The organism is Leptolyngbya sp. NIES-2104, assembly GCF_001485215.1.
Taxonomy (GTDB): Bacteria; Cyanobacteriota; Cyanobacteriia; order Leptolyngbyales; family Leptolyngbyaceae; genus Leptolyngbya.
In genome coordinates, this window is sequence record NZ_BBWW01000001.1 from 2399686 (window position 1) to 2421735 (window position 22050).

19 protein-coding genes and 1 tRNA gene are annotated in these 22050 nt (G+C 46.7%); 13 read left to right on the top strand and 7 right to left on the bottom strand.

Annotated elements, in window-relative coordinates:
• Positions 1-136 precede the first annotated feature (136 nt).
• The 5 genes from clpB to NIES2104_RS11160 all read left to right on the top strand — a co-directional run bounded on the left by clpB (position 137) and on the right by NIES2104_RS11160 (position 4857).
• Entirely contained in the window at positions 137-2818 is a 2682-nt protein-coding gene (gene clpB / locus NIES2104_RS11140) for an ATP-dependent chaperone ClpB (RefSeq protein ID WP_058998282.1), read from the top strand.
• Between the two features lie 120 nt (positions 2819-2938).
• Positions 2939-3238 (top strand): hypothetical protein, encoded by a 300-nt coding sequence (locus tag NIES2104_RS11145; protein ID WP_059001669.1) that lies wholly within the window; start codon positions 2939-2941, stop codon positions 3236-3238.
• A gap of 250 nt (positions 3239-3488) precedes the next feature.
• A complete protein-coding gene (locus NIES2104_RS11150; RefSeq protein ID WP_058998283.1) occupies positions 3489-3959 on the top strand; it encodes a GNAT family N-acetyltransferase in 471 nt (156 codons plus the stop codon).
• Between the two features lie 338 nt (positions 3960-4297).
• Entirely contained in the window at positions 4298-4528 is a 231-nt protein-coding gene (locus NIES2104_RS11155; RefSeq protein WP_058998284.1) for a DUF433 domain-containing protein, read from the top strand.
• Entirely contained in the window at positions 4525-4857 is a 333-nt protein-coding gene (locus NIES2104_RS11160; RefSeq protein WP_058998285.1) for a DUF5615 family PIN-like protein, read from the top strand. The genes NIES2104_RS11155 and NIES2104_RS11160 overlap by 4 nt, the downstream gene beginning before the upstream one ends.
• Before the next feature lie 44 nt (positions 4858-4901).
• Here the strand turns inward: NIES2104_RS11160 and NIES2104_RS11165 are convergent, their stop codons facing one another.
• Positions 4902-5360, bottom strand: coding sequence for a GatB/YqeY domain-containing protein (locus NIES2104_RS11165; RefSeq protein ID WP_058998286.1), 459 nt, complete (start codon positions 5358-5360; stop codon positions 4902-4904).
• Between the two features lie 38 nt (positions 5361-5398).
• Positions 5399-5578, bottom strand: a complete 180-nt coding sequence (locus tag NIES2104_RS32265) for a hypothetical protein (RefSeq protein WP_058998287.1) — start codon at positions 5576-5578, stop codon at positions 5399-5401.
• Between the two features lie 180 nt (positions 5579-5758).
• Between NIES2104_RS32265 and NIES2104_RS11175 the strand changes: the two genes are divergently transcribed.
• Positions 5759-6751, top strand: coding sequence for a ribose-phosphate pyrophosphokinase (locus NIES2104_RS11175; protein WP_058998288.1), 993 nt, complete (start codon positions 5759-5761; stop codon positions 6749-6751).
• 164 nt (positions 6752-6915) lie between these two features.
• A complete protein-coding gene (locus NIES2104_RS11180) occupies positions 6916-7149 on the top strand; it encodes a DUF1049 domain-containing protein (protein WP_058998289.1) in 234 nt (77 codons plus the stop codon).
• On the opposite strand, the gene NIES2104_RS11185 is transcribed toward NIES2104_RS11180, so the two are convergent.
• The 3 genes from NIES2104_RS11185 to NIES2104_RS11195 all read right to left on the bottom strand — a co-directional run bounded on the left by NIES2104_RS11185 (position 7146) and on the right by NIES2104_RS11195 (position 9878).
• Positions 7146-8054, bottom strand: coding sequence for a hypothetical protein (locus tag NIES2104_RS11185; protein ID WP_058998290.1), 909 nt, complete (start codon positions 8052-8054; stop codon positions 7146-7148). The genes NIES2104_RS11180 and NIES2104_RS11185 overlap by 4 nt on opposite strands.
• 78 nt (positions 8055-8132) lie before the next feature.
• Positions 8133-9182 carry a hypothetical protein gene (locus NIES2104_RS11190; RefSeq protein WP_058998291.1) on the bottom strand — a complete coding sequence of 350 codons (1050 nt, stop codon included), beginning with the start codon at positions 9180-9182 and terminating at the stop codon, positions 8133-8135.
• Positions 9183-9209: 27 nt separating this feature from the next.
• Positions 9210-9878, bottom strand: a complete 669-nt coding sequence (locus NIES2104_RS11195) for an Npun_F0813 family protein (RefSeq protein ID WP_058998292.1) — start codon at positions 9876-9878, stop codon at positions 9210-9212.
• A gap of 235 nt (positions 9879-10113) precedes the next feature.
• Between NIES2104_RS11195 and NIES2104_RS11200 the strand changes: the two genes are divergently transcribed.
• From NIES2104_RS11200 to NIES2104_RS11215, 5 genes are all read left to right on the top strand, one after another.
• Positions 10114-10186 (top strand) — tRNA-Arg (locus tag NIES2104_RS11200).
• A gap of 205 nt (positions 10187-10391) precedes the next feature.
• Positions 10392-11006 (top strand): DedA family protein, encoded by a 615-nt coding sequence (locus NIES2104_RS11205; protein WP_202815049.1) that lies wholly within the window; start codon positions 10392-10394, stop codon positions 11004-11006.
• A 119-nt stretch (positions 11007-11125) separates the two neighbouring features.
• Positions 11126-11272: a hypothetical protein gene (locus NIES2104_RS31695; protein ID WP_156426923.1), complete on the top strand. Its 147-nt coding sequence runs from the start codon at positions 11126-11128 to the stop codon at positions 11270-11272.
• A 119-nt stretch (positions 11273-11391) separates the two neighbouring features.
• Positions 11392-13116 carry an ABC transporter ATP-binding protein gene (locus NIES2104_RS11210; RefSeq protein ID WP_058998293.1) on the top strand — a complete coding sequence of 575 codons (1725 nt, stop codon included), beginning with the start codon at positions 11392-11394 and terminating at the stop codon, positions 13114-13116.
• 275 nt (positions 13117-13391) lie between these two features.
• Positions 13392-16088 carry a GTPase gene (locus NIES2104_RS11215; RefSeq protein ID WP_058998294.1) on the top strand — a complete coding sequence of 899 codons (2697 nt, stop codon included), beginning with the start codon at positions 13392-13394 and terminating at the stop codon, positions 16086-16088.
• A gap of 30 nt (positions 16089-16118) precedes the next feature.
• On the opposite strand, the gene NIES2104_RS11220 is transcribed toward NIES2104_RS11215, so the two are convergent.
• Both NIES2104_RS11220 and NIES2104_RS11225 read right to left on the bottom strand, forming a co-directional pair.
• A complete protein-coding gene (locus tag NIES2104_RS11220; RefSeq protein ID WP_058995868.1) occupies positions 16119-17261 on the bottom strand; it encodes an IS4 family transposase in 1143 nt (380 codons plus the stop codon).
• Positions 17262-18132: 871 nt separating this feature from the next.
• The gene (locus NIES2104_RS11225) at positions 18133-19599 is read right to left on the bottom strand and encodes a leucyl aminopeptidase (protein WP_058998295.1); all 1467 of its coding nucleotides are present in this window, start codon (positions 19597-19599) and stop codon (positions 18133-18135) included.
• 182 nt (positions 19600-19781) lie between these two features.
• Between NIES2104_RS11225 and NIES2104_RS11230 the strand changes: the two genes are divergently transcribed.
• Complete coding sequence (locus NIES2104_RS11230; RefSeq protein WP_058998296.1) at positions 19782-21998, top strand: transglycosylase SLT domain-containing protein; 2217 nt, start codon at positions 19782-19784, stop codon at positions 21996-21998.
• Positions 21999-22050 lie beyond the last annotated feature (52 nt).

Genomic DNA, 22050 nt, shown 5'->3' on the forward strand with positions numbered 1-22050 from the left:
ATTTAGCGCCTGCTTCATGACTTGGTTTCTATTCTGCCAGTCTGACGGATTCACGAAGGCAAAACACAGAATGAAACAATCGTCTGAACCTGCTAGAGTGAAGTTTCAAGAAGAGCGATGACAAAACATTATTGGAATGCAACCCACAGACCCCAGCAAATTTACAGATAAAGCCTGGGAAGCGATCGTTCAGGCACAAGATGTCGTGCGACGTTATCGACACCAGAATCTAGAAGTCGAGCATTTGATCATTAGCCTGCTAGAGCAGGAAGATGGCTTGGCGGGAAAAATTTTAAGCAAAGCCGGAATTGAGCCGAATCGATTTTTCCAGCAGGTCGATGACTTTACTCGCCGTCAGCCAAAAGTGGGCAGTACGGAACAGCTTTATTTAGGGCGGTATCTCGATTCAATGCTCGATCGAGCAGAAGCGGCGAGAGCTTCGATGCAGGACGATTTTATTTCGATCGAACATTTTATCCAGGCGTTTGCTAACGATCCGCGCCTCGGTCTGAAGATCTTCCGCAGTTTCAATGTGGATACAGCGCGATTAGATACGGCAATTCGCGACCTTCGAGGCAGTCAGAAAGTGACCGATCAAGCTCCCGAATCGCGCTATTCAGCTTTAGAAAAATTTGGATTGGATCTAACGGAACGTGCCAAAGCAGGCAAGATCGATCCGGTGATTGGACGCGATGGCGAAATTCGTCGTGTGGTACAGGTTCTATCTCGACGGACTAAAAATAATCCGGTCTTGATTGGAGAACCGGGAGTCGGGAAAACTGCGATCGCGGAAGGTCTCGCACAACGAATCGTGAATGGTGATGTACCTGAATCGCTAAAGAACCGCAAGCTGATTTCTCTCGACATGGGATCGCTGATTGCAGGGGCGAAGTATCGAGGCGAATTTGAGGATCGACTTAGAGCTGTTCTTAAAGAAGTGATCGATTCCGATGGGCAAATCGTTTTATTCATCGATGAGCTTCATACGGTCGTTGGCGCGGGTGCAAGCGGTCAAGGCAATATGGATGCCGGAAACCTGCTTAAACCGATGTTGGCGCGAGGAGAATTGCGCTGTATTGGGGCGACAACGCTCGATGAGTATCGGAAGTACATTGAGAAAGATGCAGCGCTAGAGCGGCGATTTCAGCAGGTCGTGATCGATCAGCCGAGTGTTGAAGATACGATTTCGATTCTACGCGGGTTGAAAGAGCGGTATGAAGTTCACCACGGGGTGAACATTACGGATTCGGCTTTAGTGGCGGCTGCTACGTTATCGAGTCGGTATATTAGCGATCGCTTTCTTCCTGACAAAGCGATCGATCTGGTCGATGAAGCCGCTGCCAAACTCCGAATGGAGATCACCTCGAAGCCGACCGAGCTAGAACAAATCGAGCGCCGTTTAAGACAGCTTGAAATGGAAAAACTCTCGGTCAAGAGCGAAGACAAATTAACGGGAATATCCGGACTCAGCCGCAATTCCAAAGATCGACTCGAACGGCTCGAACAAGAAATCGCGGAACTTCAGCCGCGAAAAGATGCCCTCGATTCCCAGTGGCAAAACGAAAAGCAAATCCTCGAAACGATCAAATCGCTCAAGATGGAAGAAGATCAGCTTCGGGTGCAAATCGAACAAGCTGAACGGGCGTATGATCTCAACACAGCAGCGCAACTAAAATACGGGCGACTTGAAGCCTTACAGCACGATCGTGAACAACAAGAAGCGCAACTTTTGGAACTGCAAGCAGGCGGAACCGCGTTACTGCGCGAACAAGTGACCGAAGCGGATATTGCAGAAATCGTTGCTCGTTGGACAGGAATTCCGGTGACTCGATTGCTCGAATCTGAGCGGCAGAAACTCCTGAATTTGGAGAAGCACCTGCACGAACGAGTCATCGGACAGCACGATGCCGTTGAAGCCGTTTCTGCTGCGATTCGACGAGCGCGATCGGGAATGAAAGATCCAAGTCGCCCGATCGGTTCATTTCTATTTATGGGACCCACCGGAGTTGGAAAAACGGAACTCGCCCGCGCACTGGCTCAATTTTTGTTTGATGCGGAAGATGCGATCGTGCGTCTCGATATGTCCGAATACATGGAAAAACATTCGGTGTCGCGCTTAGTCGGTGCTCCTCCTGGATATGTGGGCTACGACGAAGGCGGACAGTTATCGGAAGCAATTCGTCGCAAGCCCTATTCAGTTGTGCTGCTCGATGAGGTTGAAAAAGCGCATCCGGACGTGTTCAACATCCTGCTTCAAGTGCTCGATGATGGACGCATTACCGATTCTCAGGGTCGCACCGTCGATTTTCGCAACACTGTGATTGTGATGACGAGCAATATCGGCAGCGAACATATTCTGGATGTGGCTGGTGATGATGCCCGCTACGAAGAAATGCAAAAACGAGTGATGAAAGCGCTGCGGAAGCATTTCCGCCCTGAGTTTCTCAACAGAATCGATGATACGATTCTGTTCCACCCGTTGAATCGTGCGGAATTGAGTGAAATTGTTGGACTCCAGATTCAGCGAATTCAAGGTTTGCTGAGCGATCAGAAGATTATGTTGGAACTTTCACCTGCTGCACAGAAATATGTAGCAGATGTGGGATATGACCCGACTTACGGAGCACGTCCATTAAAACGGGCAATTCAGCGGGAGTTACAAAACCCGATCGCGACTAAACTACTCGAAAATGCGTTTGTAGAAGGGGACACGATCTCGATTGATTTAGTCGATGGCAAACTTAAATTTAGTAAAAAGGAACTGGTTGCTAATTCTCAGCCTGTGACGGTGACTCCGGTAGTAGTGACGGAGAATTAGGGATTGGAAGCGATTGGAGTGTTCGATCTCTTCCAATGATGCTGTGGATGAATCGTCATGATACGATGCGACAGCTATCTTTCTAACCTTGATGCAGGATGTCAAAACAGGAGAATGGTGATGACCCCTGAAGTTCTGTCGCACTATCCACAAATTCAAGAGCTTCATGTCGCTGAAGTGGTCAACTATCTCCAGCGAAATCGCTGGACGGCAATCAATTACTCTAATCCACGGCTGCTTGTGTTTGAGAAGGGTGTCGATGATCAAGGGAAACCGATCCAGATCGTTTTGCCGAGCCAGGATGAGTATGAAGACAGACCCTATTTATTGGCTAAAGTGGTAAATCTTTTATCTGTTCTAGAATCTGTTCCTTTCCAAGAAATCGTGAATGCGATTCATGCAGATGTACGTGCCAGCTAGAAATTGACGGCTCCGCACATTATGCGGAGTGTGAGTCGATCCAATATGCTAACTCCTGGTATTAGGCAGAAAGAGTCGCTCTAATTCCTTGATTTAGGGTGTTATGCTGACTCCTAGCAGCCTAAACCGCTCTAATGTAATGCTGTGTCAACTACTTTTCCGTCTAACATTCAGATTTGGGCAATTAGACAGAGAGAGTCAGTCTAATAAGAGTTATGCTGAATTTTCTATGGAGGGGTGAAGTGAATTTGTGAGCATCAAACTTCGCACAGCAGGTCTGGATGACCTTGCCACCATCTATGCGATTCGTCGAGATGCCATCCTTGGAGCTCCATCTGAGGCTAGTTTAAATGATCGTCAGGCTTGGGCGGACAAGCGATCACCTAATTACTACCAAGATCGACTTACTGCTGGTCACGTCATTATTGCCAGTTCTGAAGAAGACAATATCGGTTGGGGAAGTAGTTCCGACGATTGTATTACTGGACTATACGTTTGCTCATCATGGTGTTGCAAAGGTATAGGTCGTATCATTATGGATAGTCTTGAAATGGAAATCTTTAGACGTGGGTATACGTTCGCGAGACTAGGAGCGAGTCCGGATGCTATCGGCTTCTACACTAAGCTCGGTTATGAATCAGTTGGATTTCCGGATGATGATAGAGCAGTTCCAATGGAAAAACGTCTTAGAATGACTGACTCTAAATCTACGGCTGTATAACAAGCCTGTTGCAACGGACAGCTTGAGAATCTTGGTTGCAGTTCAGGGTTACCTGCCGCCGTTGAACAGGGTCGTTATGCTGCTTTGGTTCTAATTTGAGAAGGCTCTTGAAGGTATACAGAGAGGCGATCGCTTAATGAGGAAATTGAGTTTCAAACGTTAATTGATTTTGGACCTGCTGAGCGATCCAGAGCTACAATTTGAAGTCTTGAATGCGCCCGCAGAAGTTCAAACTTCTATTCAGTGGCTAGAGTGGAACCTGAATCATCTGAAGTGAAGGATGAATCAATCGCTGCTGCGGAGCTATGGTTTAATCAAGATTCAGATACTTGCAACGTATGAACTACCGAAATTACATCACGATCGAACCGAATAAACGGGGTGGTAAGCCTTGTGTCCGTGGCTTGCGAATTACAGTTTATGAAGTGCTTGAGTACCTAGCTTCCGAGATGACCGAAGCAGAAATTCTCGACGATTTTCCTGATCTAACGCGAGAAGATTTAAAGGCTTGTATTGCTTACGCTGCTGATCGTGAGCGTCGGTTTATGAGCGCTCCACTGTCCGCATGAAGCTACTTTTTGACGAAAACCTATCACCTAAGTTGCCAAACCGTTTGAGCGATCTTTTTCCAAACTCATTGCACGTTCGAGATGTGGGCATGAAGGCAACGATCGACCCAATCGTTTGGGATTATGCAAAGGACAATAATTTAATGATTGTCTCGAAAGATGCAGATATGCACGACCTAAGCTTAGTCTTTGGGAATCCACCGAAAGTGATTTGGCTTCGCCTTGGCAACTGTTCGACATCACAGGTTGAAAACTTGCTGCGCCAGAATTTCGGCACAATCAAATCATTCTATGAAGATGAGAGCTTATCACTGCTTGCTTTATCATAATGAGCCGATCTTCTGCTTGCAGAAATGACATCCCACTTCATTCTCTATCCGCCCAACTTCGCTTTAACGATCGCTTGTACCTTCTTCCCGTCCGCCTTGCCTTTCAACTGCTGCATCGCGGGACCCATCACTTTACCCATATCTTTTGCGGAAGTTGCGCCAACTTGGGTGATGATTTCGGCGATCGCACTTTCCACTTCTTCATCGGACATTTGCGCGGGCAGAAACGTCTCGATAATTGCCAACTCTTCCGCTTCTTTGTCGGCTAAATCTGACCGATTCGCATTCGTGTATTGCTCGATCGAATCTCTGCGCTGTTTGGCAATCTGAGACAACGCCTCGATTTCCTGCGCCTCGGTCAATTCAGTTTGACCGGACGGGCGGACACTTACTTCTTTCTCTAATAGCACTTTCTTAATGCTTCTCAGCGTCTCTAACCGCACCTTATCCTGAGACTTCATCGCGGTTTTAATCTCTTCGGTAATGCGGTCTTTCAGACTCATAGCTTGTTCCCTTGCGTCACTAGATTTTTTAGCATAGCTCAGACGATTGAATCTAACGCATATTTTTGTAATCTAGGCAACAAAATCGCAAAATAAATCAGCGATCGATAACATCGTAAAAATGGATTGCGAAGCGCGAATAAATTTGGCAGAATAAGTTGCGATAAATACTTCGGACTGAGCTTGACTAAAATCCACTTCTCTCCCCCAGCACTCATTTCACCTGATTGGATGAAGAATCTTACGATCGCTCATCTGTACATTAAATGTGGCTCAGTCTTAAACAAATATTTCGCAAAATCATCTGCCATTTACGAATGCTTGAGATCCGCGAAACCAAAGGCAATGAACAAAAGTCGCGGTGTTAATATTGCGTTGAATGCGTTCGAGGACTTGACGTGATCCGTTCTGCAACACTATCTCCTCCTTCTGCTCTGCCATCGATTCCTGATAGCAATCGTCTGCGCCTCTTGTCTGGCACGGCAAACGTGCCCCTCTCACAAGAAATCGCCCGATATTTAGGAATGGATCTGAGTCCCATGGTGCAAAAGCACTTTGCGGATGGCGAGCTATATGTCCAGATTCAAGAGTCGATTCGCGGTTGTGATGTTTATCTCATCCAGCCGACTTGCCGCCCGGTCAACGACAACTTGATGGAACTGCTGATTATGATCGATGCGTGCCGAAGGGCATCCGCTCGACAAGTCACCGCAGTTCTGCCGTATTACGGGTATGCGAGAGCCGATCGCAAAACGGCTGGACGTGAATCGATTACGGCAAAACTCGCAGCCAATCTGATTACTCAGGCAGGAGCGAATCGAATTCTCGCGATGGATTTACACGCGGCTCAGATCCAAGGGTATTTCGATATTCCGATGGATCATGTCTACGGCTCTCCGACGCTTGTCGATTACATTGCCAGTAAACAGCTTGAAGATCTGGTCGTTGTTTCTCCGGATGTCGGAGGAGTTGCACGAGCAAGAGCCTTAGCGAAACGATTAAACGATGCGCCTCTAGCAATCATTGATAAGCGCCGCCAGGCTCACAATGTGGCAGAAGTGATGAACGTGATCGGGGATGTCCGGGGCAAAACTGCGGTTTTAGTCGATGACATGATCGATACGGCTGGAACGATTCTAGAAGGCGCTAAGATTCTTCGCAAAGAGGGAGCACGTCAGGTTTACGCCTGTGCAACTCATGCGGTCTTTTCTCCCCCTGCGATCGAGCGTCTCTCTAGTGGCTATCTCGAAGAAGTGATCGTCACTAATACGATTCCGATCTTGGATGAGCATCGCTTCCCGCAACTGAAAATTCTCTCAGTTGCCAGTGTGATCGGCGAAACGATTTGGCGAATTCACGAAGATAACTCGGTTAGTAGCCTGTTCAGATAAACATGAAATCCCGTTGGTCATCTCCGATCAGCGGGATTTAAAATAAAAAGCGGGTAGATGATTAAATCTACCCGTATAGGAAATGTCTCACAAGGATGAAAATTTATCAGTTCGCGGCTGATGATATTTCCTACAGTGCCTCAGTTCTCGATTCCTGAAATCCTATGAGAAGTTTTGCCACTTTAATTACTGCGAGTCTGGTTGCCGTTTGGGTCGGTGCGATCGCACTCATTGCGATTCAAAACGCGGCTCCGATCGCGCTCAGATTTTTAGCGTTTCAATCGATCGATCTGCCGTTCGGTCTGGTGATTGCTTTTAGCGTTGTGCTTGGAATTTTGGGAACTGCGATCGTGCAGCCCCTTCTTGGACTTTTACCTGGTCAAGGCGACGACGTTTAGAGCGCGTACACTTGACCGTCAATCAGCAATCTCGTAATTCCCTTGGCTTGTAGATAGGGTGCTGCCTTTTGCAAAACTCGGCTATCGGGAACTTTGATCACCCGTTGGGTGCGAATATTTGAAAATCGCTTTGCAACTCGGTGATTGTCAAAAACTGGAAGCGTTCTCGCCTCTACTTCTCCAGACGGGATTTGACCGAGTTCAGCGAATTCGCTTAAGGGACGTGCGACCAATTCAGCAGAGCGATCGACGACGAGATAACACGTTCTTGGAATTGCGGCTTCTGCGATCGGCAACACTCGAATAAAATCCGCTGCACTGAGTTGAATCGAAGGCAAGATGGCGGGTTCATCATCATCGTCTTCTTCGTCTAAACTGTCGAGATCGTCGAGATCATCATCGAGATCGTCATCATCATCGTCCTCGTCCAGCATTTCGCTTGCGCTGGGTGCGAGATCTTCAGCGACGATCGCTTCAACAGTATTGACTTGAACCGCTTCTTCAGCGGGTGGAGCAGCTTCTTCGGTTGCTTCGGATACGCTCGATCGTCGTTTCACTCGGCGTACAGGTTTCGACGGTTTTTCAACCGCTTCAATGACTTCAGGTTCAACCACTTCAATGACTTCAGGTTCAACCACTTCAGGTTGTTCTGGCTCAGGGGTTTCGAGTAAATTTCCTTGAACGGCGGGAGTTTCTACCGTTGCCGTTTTTGTGCCGCTCCGTGATGCACTGCGTTTTTGCTGAATTAGACTTTCGTACTCTTCTGGCGACAAGCTGCTTTTGAGAATGCGGCTAATCGTTGTATTACTGACACCGTATTGCTCCGCCAGAGTCAGGGTCGTTTCTCCAGTTTGGCGGTACAGTTCAATAATCTTGGTTTTATCAGTATCAGTCAGTCTGCTCATGCAAAGCTCATCGCGGGGCGGCAATTACTCATCTATTCTATGCTGAGCGCGATCGAATGAGGGATGCCGGACAAATCTTTATGCACGACGACGCGAGCCACTGCGCCGCGATCGACTTAAATCGTATTCCAGCGCTGCTCCAATTCCGAAAAGCACACCGCTGAAGATCCAGAAGATTTCGACGAGTCCACCGCTCTGATAGTTCTCAAGGCGGGTCGTGGCGTATTTGAACCACATATCCGCGATGTAGAGACAGAAGGCAGCAGCGGCAATCATGCGCCAAGATTGCGAGAATCGTCCACCCCAGAAGGCAAGCAGTAGTGTTGTAGCAATGATCAGGATGAAAACGTCTGCGAGAACGTAGAAATAATCAAGAGACGATTTAAGCGGTGCGAGTGCTTCTTCGACTGATTTCACCCACTCCGGTGCGTTGTCAACTTTGGCGGGTTGCTTGTCCTCGATTTTCTTCTCTTCAATAACGGGTTTCGGAGTTGCGGCAGGAGTCACGACGGGAGAAGGTCGAACCGTGGGTGCAACCGTTGCTCTAGGGGTCGGTTTGGTTTGGACGGGTGCAGTTTGAGCGATTGCAGGTTCACCAAACAGCAAAGCAGAGGGTGTATCGGGTTTCAGAGTTAACCAGGTTGCAAAAGCGATACTGACCGCTGCGATCGCGCCCACTGTGAGCCATTGCCAGAGATCGAGATTTAATCGTCGATCGGCAAACGCCATAATCATGCCCCACGCCAAAAATAGATAAGTGGGTACATAAAAGAAATCACCCAGAGAAACATCAGCTTCGCGTCCTAGATACGTTTCCCAGTAGGTAAATAAAATGGTTCCAATCCCGTAGCAGAGCATTCCGAGTCCAATTCCCAGCCACACGCGGCGACCGCTGACGATCTGGGGACTGTTCCAGTTTCTAAAGCACAACCACGACGCACTAAAAAATGCGACGATCTCGAAGGCGGACGCGCCGTAAGAGTACCAATCTGGGCGGGTTTGACCGGGATCAGGAACACTAAAGAGTAGGAAAAACAATAAAGCAGCGACGGCTAACAGAATTTCTGCAAACACGATCGCTTGAACGGAAATGGATTTCGATTGAGATTGACTCGCTGAACTGCTCATAGTTTGTATTTCAACAAGGGACAGAAGTTAAGACCAGAGTTTTCCGGTCGGGGAGTGGTTGAGCCATTCCAAAAACCGGGAGCGCTCACCTTGCGGCAAATCTTGGAGCGCATCGAGAATACGATCGACAAACGCGGACTTGCCAAAATATGCCTTACCGAGCCGATGAAGCTCTTGCAGCAACACATTGAGTAAACTTTCTTGCCAGGTGGGAGTGTGCAAGCTATTGAGCGGATTCACCGTGAGGAGTTGTTTAATGGCAGTCGGGGACTCCGTTTGAGGAAAGCGCCACTGCTGAAGCACATTTGCTAAATCCCGCTCGAATGAAGTGGCTTGCTTCGTGCCCATGAGATCTTCAATGTCGATGTACATCGCTTGCAGCATCAGTAAACACGCTTGAGTAAAAACTGCAGAAACGGCTCCTCCCTCTTGGGCGGGTAGTTCAATTCCGAGCTGGTCGAGTCGCACTTTGCCCCAAACGCTGTAGCGCTCTGGTTCTTCGAGGAGGACACAGGCTTTGCCTTGATTGTCAGTGAGATCGCGCCAAAACGATCGAGCATCTTCTTCCTGTCCTGCGCTGAAGACTTGGATCAATCGGAAGGTTTGCCCTTGATAGGACAAGATCGGAACTTTTTGGTCGCGTTTGGGGTGCTGAATGCTGCTGATCTCAACATCCTGCCGTTTCAGAATGAACATAAAGCGGCTCAGGGTCTTAGGGTAGGGGGCGGGGCGATGTTCGCCATGATACTTGTGATGGTGTTCGTTGACACCACATTGCAGAAGGGAGCACCGAATAAGATGTACCCACTTTCTTGAATTCCCCGTTTTGTGGCTTAACTTTACACGAGCTTGATAAAAACTAAATTTAAGCAGGAAAATTCTGGTTGCTCTAAATCTGCCTTGCGCCGTTATAGTAGTAAATGTCTGCTCTGGACCCTTAGCTCAGTGGATAGAGCAACCGCCTTCTAAGCGGTCGGTCATTGGTTCGAGTCCAATAGGGTCCGCTGTTTTGGTGAACGCTTTTGAATCGGTTCTAGGTACACCACTCAAGCAAGTCGATCAAGCGGGTGGGTCAGAACAATGTGTGAGAAATTCCTGGATTTTGTGGAACGGCGCGTAAAAGTTTCATAAAAGTTCATAAGATTAGTCTGAGCGATCGCGAAAGTCACGCAAATCTGCTTCAGTCCACCCCATACGAGGAAGTCCCGCATGAGTGCAGCATTGGTTGAATGGATCACCAAGACGATGGAGTCGCTTGGCTATTTGGGAATCGGATTTCTGATGTTTGCCGAGAATTTGTTTCCGCCGATTCCATCGGAGTTGATCATGCCGCTGGCTGGATTTACCGTGTCGAAAGGGCAGATGAATTTTCAGTATGCGGTACTGGCGGGAGTCGTTGGAACGATTCTTGGAACACTGCTTTGGTACTACGGTGGGCTGTTTATCGGGGAAAAACGGATTCGGGAACTTGCCGATCGCTATGGCAAATGGATCGGGGTGACGGGCAACGATATTGATAAAGTGAATCGCTGGTTTTATCGACACGGAACGAAAGCAGTTTTATTCGGGCGATTGGTACCAGGGGTGCGGACATTGATTTCGCTGCCTGCGGGCATTAGTGGAATGCGGTTGATGCCATTTTTGGTGTATTCCACGATCGGCACGACGGTTTGGACGTTTGCTCTGACTTACGCTGGATATGTTTTAGGAGACAATTACGAACTGGTCGATGAATATCTTGCGCCTGTTTCTAAAGTTGTTCTAGCAATTCTGGTGGTTGTGTTTATTGTTTGGCTGGTGCGGCGACGGCAGAAGAATTCATAAGTTTTAATCGAATTTTCGGATTCGTCTTCCATTCCGGCAATCTCTATTTTCAAGGGAACAGATTCGGGTGAAAACTCTTCCAGAAAGAAGACTCCTAGCTATTTCACAAGAAGCATACTGTGTCGGCTCAGCGGTTTTACGATAAACACGGACGAAACGCGATCGTACTGGCGGGAATTGGCGCGATGAACTATCGGGCGTTCTTTTCGTTTAATGTGGTTGGGGGATTGATGTGGACGTTTGGATTGACGATACTGGGCTATTGACTTGGTGCGCTGATTCCAGACGTGGATCAATATCTTCTCTCGATCGTGTTCGTGATCATTGTGGTTTCGCTCTTACCCTCGATTTTTCACATCTACCAGGAACATAAATCTAACCAACCTTGAAACAGCGTTCTAACTACTGGCAGCTTGTCCCCTATATTCGTCCCCAATGGCGCACGATCGTTTATGCGTTGATGTGTGCGATCGTGTTTGCAGTGACATGGCCCGTTCTCGCATTTTTTGCCCAGAAAATGGCACTCTTCATTGGTGAAGGGCGAATTGCAGCGATCGCAGAAACGGCAGTCTATGTGATTCTGATTTGGGGCGCACAGAAGTTTGCACAGTACGGACAAGAAACGCTGATTGCAAAGGCGGCATTATCGATCGCGATGGAATTGAGAAATCGAACATTCGCGCATATTCAGCGATTGAGTTTGGCGTATTTTGAAACGGTGCAAACCGGGGATTTGTCGTATCGCCTGACGGAAGATGTCGATCGTATCGGTGAAGTCGTTCAAAAGCTGTTTAGTCAGTTTGTGCCGAATGTGCTGAAACTGCTGGCGACATTGGGCACGATGCTTTACTTTAACTGGCAGTTGACGTTGGCGACGTTTATTGTGGCTCCGCTGTTGGCATTTTTGACCGCTTGGTTTGGCGAGAAGATGCGAAAGCTGTCTTATCGGAGTCAGAGCCGGATTTCGGATTTGTCAGCGATGTTGATTGAAATGTTGAGCGGCGTGAGATTGGTGCGGGCGTTTGCGGCGGAAGAGTATGCGATCGAGCAGTTTAGCCGGGGATCAGAGCGCAATCGTCAAGCAAGATACGCCACAGAACGCCTCAGAGCAATTCAGTACCCGGTTCAAGGCTTCTTAGATGCGATCGGGATTGTTATTCTTTTACTGGTTGGAACTTGGCAGATTTCCCAAGGTAATTTAACTCCAGATGCCTTTGTTGGGTTTGTAGCAGCCGTGGCGATGTTGTTTGAGCCGATTAGTACGGTGACGCTGAACTATAACGAGTTCAAGCAGGGAGAAGCGTCGGTCGATCGCGTGTTTGAACTGTTGCAGATTCGACCGTCGATCGCAGAAAGTTCCGATGCTCAAGAGTTATCGCCTGTTGTTGGCAGAATCGAATTTGAAAATGTCAGTTTCGCGTACCGTCCCGATCGCCCGGTTCTACAAGATTTGAATTTACGAGTTTTGCCGGGTGAAATGGTCGCGTTAGTGGGCGCATCGGGAGCCGGAAAAACAACGTTAGTGAATCTGATTCCGCGATTTTATGACCCGCAGCAAGGCAATATTTGGATTGATGGCACGAATATTCGCGATGTGACGTTGAAAAGTTTGCGGCATCAGATCGGGATTGTGCCACAGGAAACAACGTTATTTACGGGCACGATCGCGCAAAATATCGCGTTTGGACAACTCGATTTCGATCTCAAAGCAGTGCAAGCAGCGGCGAAGATTGCAAACGCGCATCAGTTTATTAGTCAGTTTCCCGATGGCTATGAGACTTGGGTCGGGGAACGGGGTGTGAATTTATCGGGGGGACAGCGGCAGAGATTAGCGATCGCTCGTGCAGTCCTATTAAATCCGAGAATTCTGATTCTCGATGAGGCGACTTCTGCACTAGATTCAGAATCAGAAGCTTTGGTGCAAGAGGCTTTGGAGCGGATTATGCAAGGCAGAACGGTGTTTATTATCGCGCATCGGTTGGCGACAGTGAGACGAGTCGATCGTATTCTGGTGATGGAGAAAGGGCGCGTGGTGGAAGCGGGGACGCATCAGGAATTGATCGCTGAGGGCGGGCGGTATGCCCGATTTTATGCCCAGCAATTTAGTTGAAGTCGCAGAAGTCTAGATGTGGCTGCAAAGATAGGCGACCCATCTATTTTCTAATGTGAGTTCGATGAATGCTCTCGCTCCGTTGCCGACCGTCCCGGAATAGTACGTGAACGCAGAGCCTTCCCACATCGTTAAAACATCTTCTTAAAAATATCTGGCACAAAGATATTTTTAAGGCTTTACACGCTAGTATAAAAAGCGCATAGGGCATCTTTCGCTCCATGTGTCACTAATCTGTAGATAGAAAACGCATAGTAGTCAAGGGAACCAACAGCATGGAGGATTTCAAGAGAGTGGATATCCAGTGTGAAAATATTCTCGCTGGGCTTACTCAATTGGAAGAGTATATTCAAGAGCCTATTGCAAATGAGGCACTAGAGTTAGGCAAGAATTCCGAAGCTACGAAAAATCAAGAATTACTTCAACGTATTAGGAGAAGCTTAATTCAGTATAAGAATCGCGGGAAAGATTTAGTATATGTGGGTTTTATGGGGCACTTCTCCACAGGTAAATCCAGTACTATTAACTCGCTACTAAATCTTGGCAAGGATTCTAAAACTTATCGCACAGTAGGGCTTAATCCTGTGGACAAGGACATAACCTTGATTACCCATGAGGATAACAACGACTCGATCTTTAAGGTCACGCGAGAAGGGCTAGTTTCTATCAGATCAAACTTTATTAATCACGACTTTCTGACTAATATAGTTTTAGCAGATACTCCTGGAACTGGTGATCCGCAGGATTTTCAGGAGATCGCTAAAGATTTTCTTCCTATATGCGACTTGATTTTATATTTCTTCTCTGCTGCTAGTCCGCTTGATCAAGCAGATGTTGCTTTACTGAGAGAGAAGCATTCTCAGTTAGAATTTGTTCCTATGAGATTTGTTGTTACGAGAACTGATGAATTTCGTAAAGATGAATTTTCAAAATTGATCGCTGATAATTTCGATCATTTGAAAGCTGCTAGCTTTAAAGGCTCCCTCTCACAAAGAATTAATCAAGTTCTCAACACTGCCTTGACCTCTGATACAGATGAAATAATGTTCATTGATAACAAGTCTAAAATTAGACTTGAGGATCTGAAGGACTATATTCTTCAATTTTCAGACATAGCAAATGTGGATGTGAAAATGCAAATTCACAGCCATAAAGTGGAGTATTTTCGCTCCAGTGCAGAAGTGATACAAAATTTCTTCTGTGATTTCATTTCTAGAAAAATCAGAAATATTTCGATGGTTGTTCAGAGAGCACGAACAAATATTGACGATTTTCAGAATAGAATTCAGGTTACAAATAATGAACTCACTGATTTTTGGAGTAAAAAGCTTACAAATGCTCGCAATGTGCATTCTAAAGTGCTTGAGAATACTTCTGCTTTTGAAAGTAGATTCTTTGACATGAGCGAGTTTTGGATTACCGATGGAAATATCAAAGCATTCAGAAATCGCTTGAAAAGCGAGGCTCAGGATCGGTCCGACAACTTGATGAAAAATTTAAGGATTGAAAGCCTTTCTCGACTTGAGTCAGAGTTTTACAGAAGAATGAGCGAGGTTGATAGTAGATCTTTAAGTAGTGAGAGAATCTACAATATCTTAAAAATTCCATATCTTCGCAGTTCGTCTGAAGTATCTAGCGAAGGAAAGCTTGAGTCAAGCGATCTTCTCCCATCTGATGTCACTTTCACAGATGCTAAAGAAAGTATTCAAAGAATTTATGAGTTTTTTGTTCAGCATTATAGTGACCTGAATGACTGTATAGAGAAACTTTACACTCACCTAACTTCTCGAACACTCATCAAGGAATGCGAAAATATATTAATTGAAGTAACTCAGAGTTTGTCAAGCGATATGGATGCTTTCTTCGACAGTGTGAAACTTTATCGCAGTGCTGTTTTTTCATTGCAAGCAAAAGATTTGATTGCAAAATTGGGTCTTGGTCAAAGAATGGATGATCTGGAAGCTCAAGATCTTACTGAAGAAGAGAAAGAGCGAAGCAAGAGGAATGCACAAGATTATATATTTCCTGGCAAAGATACACTCTTCAGTGAGCATTCATCTCAACTTAGCTCAATCCAGAGGGACTTGGGTGAATTGCGTCAGCAACTCAGGGAAGATGTCACTAGAAGACTCAATGCAAGTAAGGATATTAATTACTATGGCGGTACAAGCTCAACTGACAGATTGAGAGAATTAGCTGCTGAACTAGAAAGAGAAGTAGAGGAAGATATTAACAATAATCTCATTCCAGAAATTAATTCAAAAATTCAACAACAAATTAATCAATCCGTACTTCTTTGGAAACAAGAGATAAAGAAATTAAAAGAAGAAAGAGTAAAAAAGTTTTTTTACGCCATTCTGATAGGCGTTTCTATTACACTAACACTTTACATTTTATACATTTATTTTATTGACAAAAATATGCCTAGCAACTTGTTTGCAACAATTGTAGTAGGAATACTAGTTAATTTTGCGTCAGGTCTTTTAACCTTTCTCATAGCAAGAATAATAGATAAATTTCAGTTTCCTGTAAGTGTTGAAAAGAAAGAGAGGGAGATTGTAAGCTCCTTACAGCAGAAGTGCATTGACGTTATAAAAAGCGATATACAGGGCTTCAAGGGTAAATCTTTTGATGAGTACCGCTTCCCACAACTAATGCAAGCGTTTTGGGAAGAACTACTCCTAGATCAACCTCTCAATTACTGGGCTGAGACAAACTCTAACATCTTCGATGTATTAAGGGTTGTATCTCAAAAATACTCAAGATTTAGACAGAACTATTTTTCAGTGTCCAAAAGTGTGACTGGATTTGTAGCAGAGTATTTCGCCAATCCTAGGAGTAATTTGGATAAGTTAGAAGAGGTAACATCCAATCTAAAGCAAACGTCTATAGAGCCATCATTCGCTCTATTAAGTGACACAGAGAGTGCTTTGAAAACTGTCAAATCAAAGATTCAAGCAATCAGACTTTAGTAGAGCCAAGCTTAAGGGGTGACAACGAAGCTAGAGAGCAGACTGAATCAGGGAAATGGCGTTGAGACCTCGCTGAAAGAAAAGGCGTTTTTGCGGCTTGAGTGCCATCAGTTGACCTGCCAAGGTTGACCACAAATTCAAGGGTTCAATCCATAACTTGCCATACAAGCCAATCCAGAAAGCACTGTGACGCTTTGTTGTCCGCTTTGGCTCAGTCACACGAGCGACGTAACGCTGCACTTGTTTTTTGCGAATGCGCCGCCCTTGTAGGGTCGAGATCGAGTAGGCAATGGCAATCAGGACCAGCAGGGCAGTAAAACGCCCGAAATCGGCATGACAATCTTCGAGGTGATAGCCGCCGGATTTGTAGTCTTTGAACAGGGGTTCAATCGAGAAGCGAGTGGCATAAGCGTTGAGCGTTTGTTCGGCATCGACGAGATTAGTCAGAAGATACCAAGCATCCGAACTCGATTGACGGTAGGCACGCTTTTGGCGCAAGACTAAATTGTGCTTGCCGAACCCGCGATTTTGCGTCACTTGAATTTGCAGATATTGCTCGGTGATTCCGGGCGTTTGCGGCAAGTCATCAAGGCGCGTAAACCTGCTGCTGTCGTCTGGTTTGACGGTCGTACTCTTCGGTAAACGGAACACGAATTTGACTCGCTTTTCTACACACCAAGCCGCCAGTTCAATGCTGTGAAACTCACGGTCTCCGAGCAGAATGAAGCGATGCTTTTTCAACAGATGAAACACAGGGCGTAACACTCTTCGTTGTTCAACAAGTGAACTCTGTCCTTGCTTGTTCAGCCACATCCAGTGCAATGGAATCGCTCGCTTATTGTACACAAGACTCACCATGATCAAGTTATGGTCTTGCCATTGGGTACGGTCAATCACCAGATGAAGTGGTTTGCTCCGGGGATGATGTCGCTTGACCCACTGCTTGACAATCGGAAACCAGATCGCTTGCGGAGTCAGTTGCGGCAAGCTCAAGAATCGTTGAATGTTTCGTCGTCTGCTCTCAAATAGAATCGGTTGCGGAAATAGAGTGGCTAAGCGTTCAATCGTAATTCTGCGCTCTTTGTGCAACAGTTCGACCAAGATTTCTAGCGTCACAAATTGCGTCTGGGTTAATTGCGATTGTAAACAGGTTTGATAGAATGAGGGCAACATATTTTAGATCGATGAGGTGAAACAATTGGAATCACCTCATTTTTTCTGTCTCTCGATACTGCTATCCGGCATCTTCTCTACGGTTCAGCTGCGTTGTCACCCCCTAAGAGAGCCAAGCCATATAGTATTTTGAGGAGCTACATACTATCAGTCTATTGCCCTGACTGAAGATGCTTACTGCTTCAAACTGAAATGTTTTTCAAGATCTGCGGAGGCTTCTAGTTAGTAAGCTTCCATCGTAGATCACATTTGACCGCCCCGGAATGGAATTCTACCCATTAGGCAGAAGCCGGTCTAAGCTACGCTGTGAGCGGCTTCTAGAAATGGGTTGCACTGACTCCACAGCCAAGAAAGGATTCAGAATCTCGCTGATTTTAGATCATTTGATCCAAGACATTGAGAGCACCGGAACTTGGCGGGGCGACTGAGGTCACAACCAGGCGGAAACAGGCTGATTCACCGAGCGAAATCGATTGCTAGAACCGTTCTGCTCATTGACTTTGCCAGACTTCTACCTAATGGATAGGACTGAAAGGCGCGGTTGACGAATTCATGAGGGGTTAACTCTTCATTCCTAGAATCATTGCATGAAGACGGTTCCATCAATTCTCCTAAATTAATCTGAAGCGGCTGCTAGCAACTATCAAAATCGCCAAAGCGAGACGAATTCAGAGTAGAGGGGCAGACCCCATTTCAATTCGCCAATAGCATTTTCCACTCCGGAGCTAATGGTGCGAAATCTCTCAAAGATTGCAAGCCTGTGATTCATGCTTTCTCAGCCTATTACGAGAGGCTTCGCACCATTAGCCCGGATTTTCAATCACGGACGAGACGGCATCGAAGTGGAAAGACTCATCGGACTCACATTGTATCAAGCGCTCAGCACCCAGTCTACGAGCAATCGAACGCCGTAACCTGTTGCGCCTGCGCCATTGTAGCCATTCTCTTTATCTGTCCAAACCGGACCCGCGACATCTAAATGCGCCCAAGGCGTTTCTTTCACAAACTGTTTGAGAAATAACGAAGCAGAAATCGCGCCACCTGCACGCGCACCCGTATTCTTCATGTCTGCGATGCCTGATTTCATACTGTCAAAGTACTTCTCTTCCATTGGCATCCGCCACAGTTTTTCGCCACTTTGTTCACTCGCTTTCAGGAGTTGATTCGCTAGTTCATCATTGGGACTCCACAAGCCCGCAATGTTATCACCAAGGGCAATCACGCAAGCTCCAGTTAGGGTTGCTAGATCGACGATCGCATCAACGCCCAATTTTTCGGTATAAACCAGCGCATCTGCCAGCGTTAACCGTCCTTCGGCATCGGTATTGTTAATCTCGATCGTTTTCCCGTTCGAGGCGGTGAGAATGTCGCCGGGGTGAATAGCGCGACCGCTGATCATGTTTTCGGTGACAGCGCTAATAAAATGCACTTCGACATCGGGTTTTAATTGCGCGATCGCTTTTACCGCTCCAAAGGTTGCACCCGCGCCACCCATATCAGTTTTCATCATTTCGATGCCGCTTCCCGCACCTTTGATGTTTAAGCCACCGGAATCGAATGTCAGACCTTTTCCGATGATGGCTAATTTTTTCCGAGGGGTTCCTTCGGGTTTGTAGGTGATGTGGATGAATTTAGGCGGGAGATCTGAAGCTTGAGCGACTCCTAAGAAGGCTCCCATTCCGAGCTTCTCACAGTCTTCTTTTTCGAGGATTTGAATGTCTAAACCGTATTCGTTCGCGATCGCTAATGCAGTCTCAGCCATCGTAATCGGAGTCACATAGTTCGCTGGAGCCGCGACTAATTCCCGCGCAAGAAACACCCCCGAACAGATTTGACGTGCTCTTTCAATCGCAGCCTCTTGACCTGCTAAACCGAGAAGTTCGATCGATTCAACTTTCGCACTGTCATCGGGTTCTGACTTAAAGCGCAGATCTTTGTAGAGCGATAATTCGATGCCTTCGACGATCGCTTGAGTCGTTATGGCTGAATCATCGTTGTAGAGTGGAAAGCTCAATCCTACTGACTTGCAGCGATCGCGTTTGGCTAATTTTGCTGCTGCTGCACTCGATCGACGGAGTGTTTCTAGATTGAACGCATCAGGCTTACCGAGTCCCACGAGTAAGAGTTTCCGAATGGGGCTACCTGCAATTCGCGTCGAGGCTGTGCTGCCTGATTTACCTTTGAATTCGACATCCGCGATGAGTTCGGAGATTGCACCGGATAGTTTTTGATCCAAGGCAGCGACATCGCCGGATAAATCTGCACCTTCAAAGAGTGCGATCGCTAAACCATCGCCTGACCATTCCAGTAGTGAAGTTCCCGTGACTGTTAAATTCATTCCAATCTTGCCCTTTGCGTGGGTTCTAACGTCTGATTTCCAGTATCGATCAAAATGCCGGAAACCGTAGATCGATGTCTGATTTGAGACTGAGATTCTATTTATGCCTCAGAATTATTAAAACTCTGCTATAACTGCTTACAGTTTGCGACAAATTGCCCCTTTGTTCTGGACGTTTCTCCATGCGAAAGCCCCTGTTTAAAGAACGGAAATTTTGGTTGATCCTCGCCTCTGGAGCCGGAGCGATCGGATTAATTGCGGGTGCATTATTGCCGATCGAGAAACTCAGACAAGTTTCAGAAATGCCATCGGGTGTAGTGAGTTCAATCCAATCGCTCAATTCCCCTCAGCCGAGTGGCATTGGGACACCTAGCACTGTGATTAGTCCACTGGTGACAAAATCCGCCAACGAACGCGGAGCCGCACTCAAACAGGTGACGCAAAGTGCAAGTTCGACATTGGAGCGCGATCGTGCTCGTTATTTGTTAGCGGTTGATCTAATTTCTCAGAATCAAGGCGAAAAAGCATTAGAACAACTCAAAGATTTAGAGAAAAGCTATCCAGTCTTAGCAGCACAGATTGGAGTAAAACGCGCTCAAGCCTATGAGGTGTCAGGAAAGCAGAAGGAAGCCGCGCAGACTTTACAAGAAGTTGTGAAACAGTTGCCGAAAGAACCTGCGACGGCTGAAGCACTCTTTACTTTAGGAAAAAAAGATTCTAAGTTCTGGGATCAAGCATTGCAGCAATTTCCATCGCATCCACGATCGATCGAGATTGCCAGAACGCGCTTAAAACAAAATCCGAAACAGTTTCCGTTGCTGATGTTGGTGGCGCGATATGGAACGGATAGTGAAGGCTATACCGAATTGCTCGATCGCATTGTTTCACAGTTTAGTAACCAACTAAAACCGGAAGACTGGGAAGCGATCGCATTTGGCTACTGGGAAAATCAAGTCTATGACAAAGGCGCGATCGCATATTCTCGTGCGCCTCAAACGTCATTAACCGCTTATCGATCGGCTCGTGGCTTGCATCTGAGTGGTAAACCTGGAGCAACAGAGCGCTATCGTCAAATGGTGCAGCAGTTTCCGCAGTCTTCAGAGGCAGGTTTAGCCCTGACGCGATTAGCAGATTTAGCAGAAACGCCACAAATGGCGATCGCGTATCTCGATCAAGTGATTCAGAATTTCCCCGATCGTGCTCCCGCTGCTTTGGTTGAAAAGTCGAAAATGCTCGACAAAATGAACAGCGGTAAGACTGCGGCACAGATGCGGCAATTAGTTCTCACTCAGTACGCGAATTCGGATGCTGCGGCTGAAATGCGCTGGGAATATGCTCAAAAAAGTGCCAAAGCTGGAAACATTAAACTCGCTCGACAATGGGCAGAGCCAATTTTAACCAACAATTCGACGAGTGAAATCGCGGCTGAGGCAGGCTTCTGGTCGGGTAAATGGGCACAAACGATCGGCAACAATGATCAAGCGGCGAAACTGTTCCAGAAAGTTCTCAGCGATCATCCTGAGTCTTATTTTGCTTGGCGATCGGCTTCGATTCTCGGTTGGAATGTGGGCGACTTTAACAGTGTCCGATCGATGAATCCCCAAGTGCAAAAACCGCTTTCTCGTCCGGAGTTACCTGCGGGATCGCCTGCATTAAAAGAGCTTTACCAATTGGGACAAGAACGCGCGGCTTGGTCACACTGGCAGATCGAATTTCAGAACCGGGTGAAACCGTCGATCGCAGAACAGTTCACCGATGGCGTGATGCGATTGGGTGTCGGTGACAATCTCGATGCGATTTATATGGTCGGAAGTTTGCGCGATCGAGACACGCCCGAAGATAAAGCACAATATCAGCAATTGAGAAAAAACATTGGTTACTGGCAGGCGCTTTATCCATTTCCGTTTGTGGAAACGATCGAGAATTGGTCACAGCAACGTCAAATCAATCCAATGTTAGTGACGGCATTAATTCGGCAAGAATCGCGGTTTGAACCAAATATTCGATCGAGCGTTGGAGCCGTGGGACTGATGCAAGTAATGCCCGAAACGGGTCAATACATTGCCAATAACATCAAAGTTAAAGAGTTCAAACTCGCTGATCCTGAAACCAATATCAAGTTTGGAACCTGGTATTTGGACTATACCCATGCACAGTACAGCAATAATTCTCTCTTAGCAGTTGCTAGTTACAATGCAGGACCCGGAGCCGTTTCAGGCTGGTTGAGCAAAGCGAAAACGCAAGATCCGGATGAATTTGTGGAATCAATTCCTTATTCGGAAACGCGAGGCTATGTGAAATCGGTGCTAGGAAACTATTGGAACTATCTCCGACTGTACAATCCGGAGATTTCACAGCGCGTGTCTCAAGTGGCAGCAGATCATCCGAAAGGGAACTAACAAAAAACCCCCGACCAAATCGTCAGGGGTGAATCATCAGGGTGCATCTACC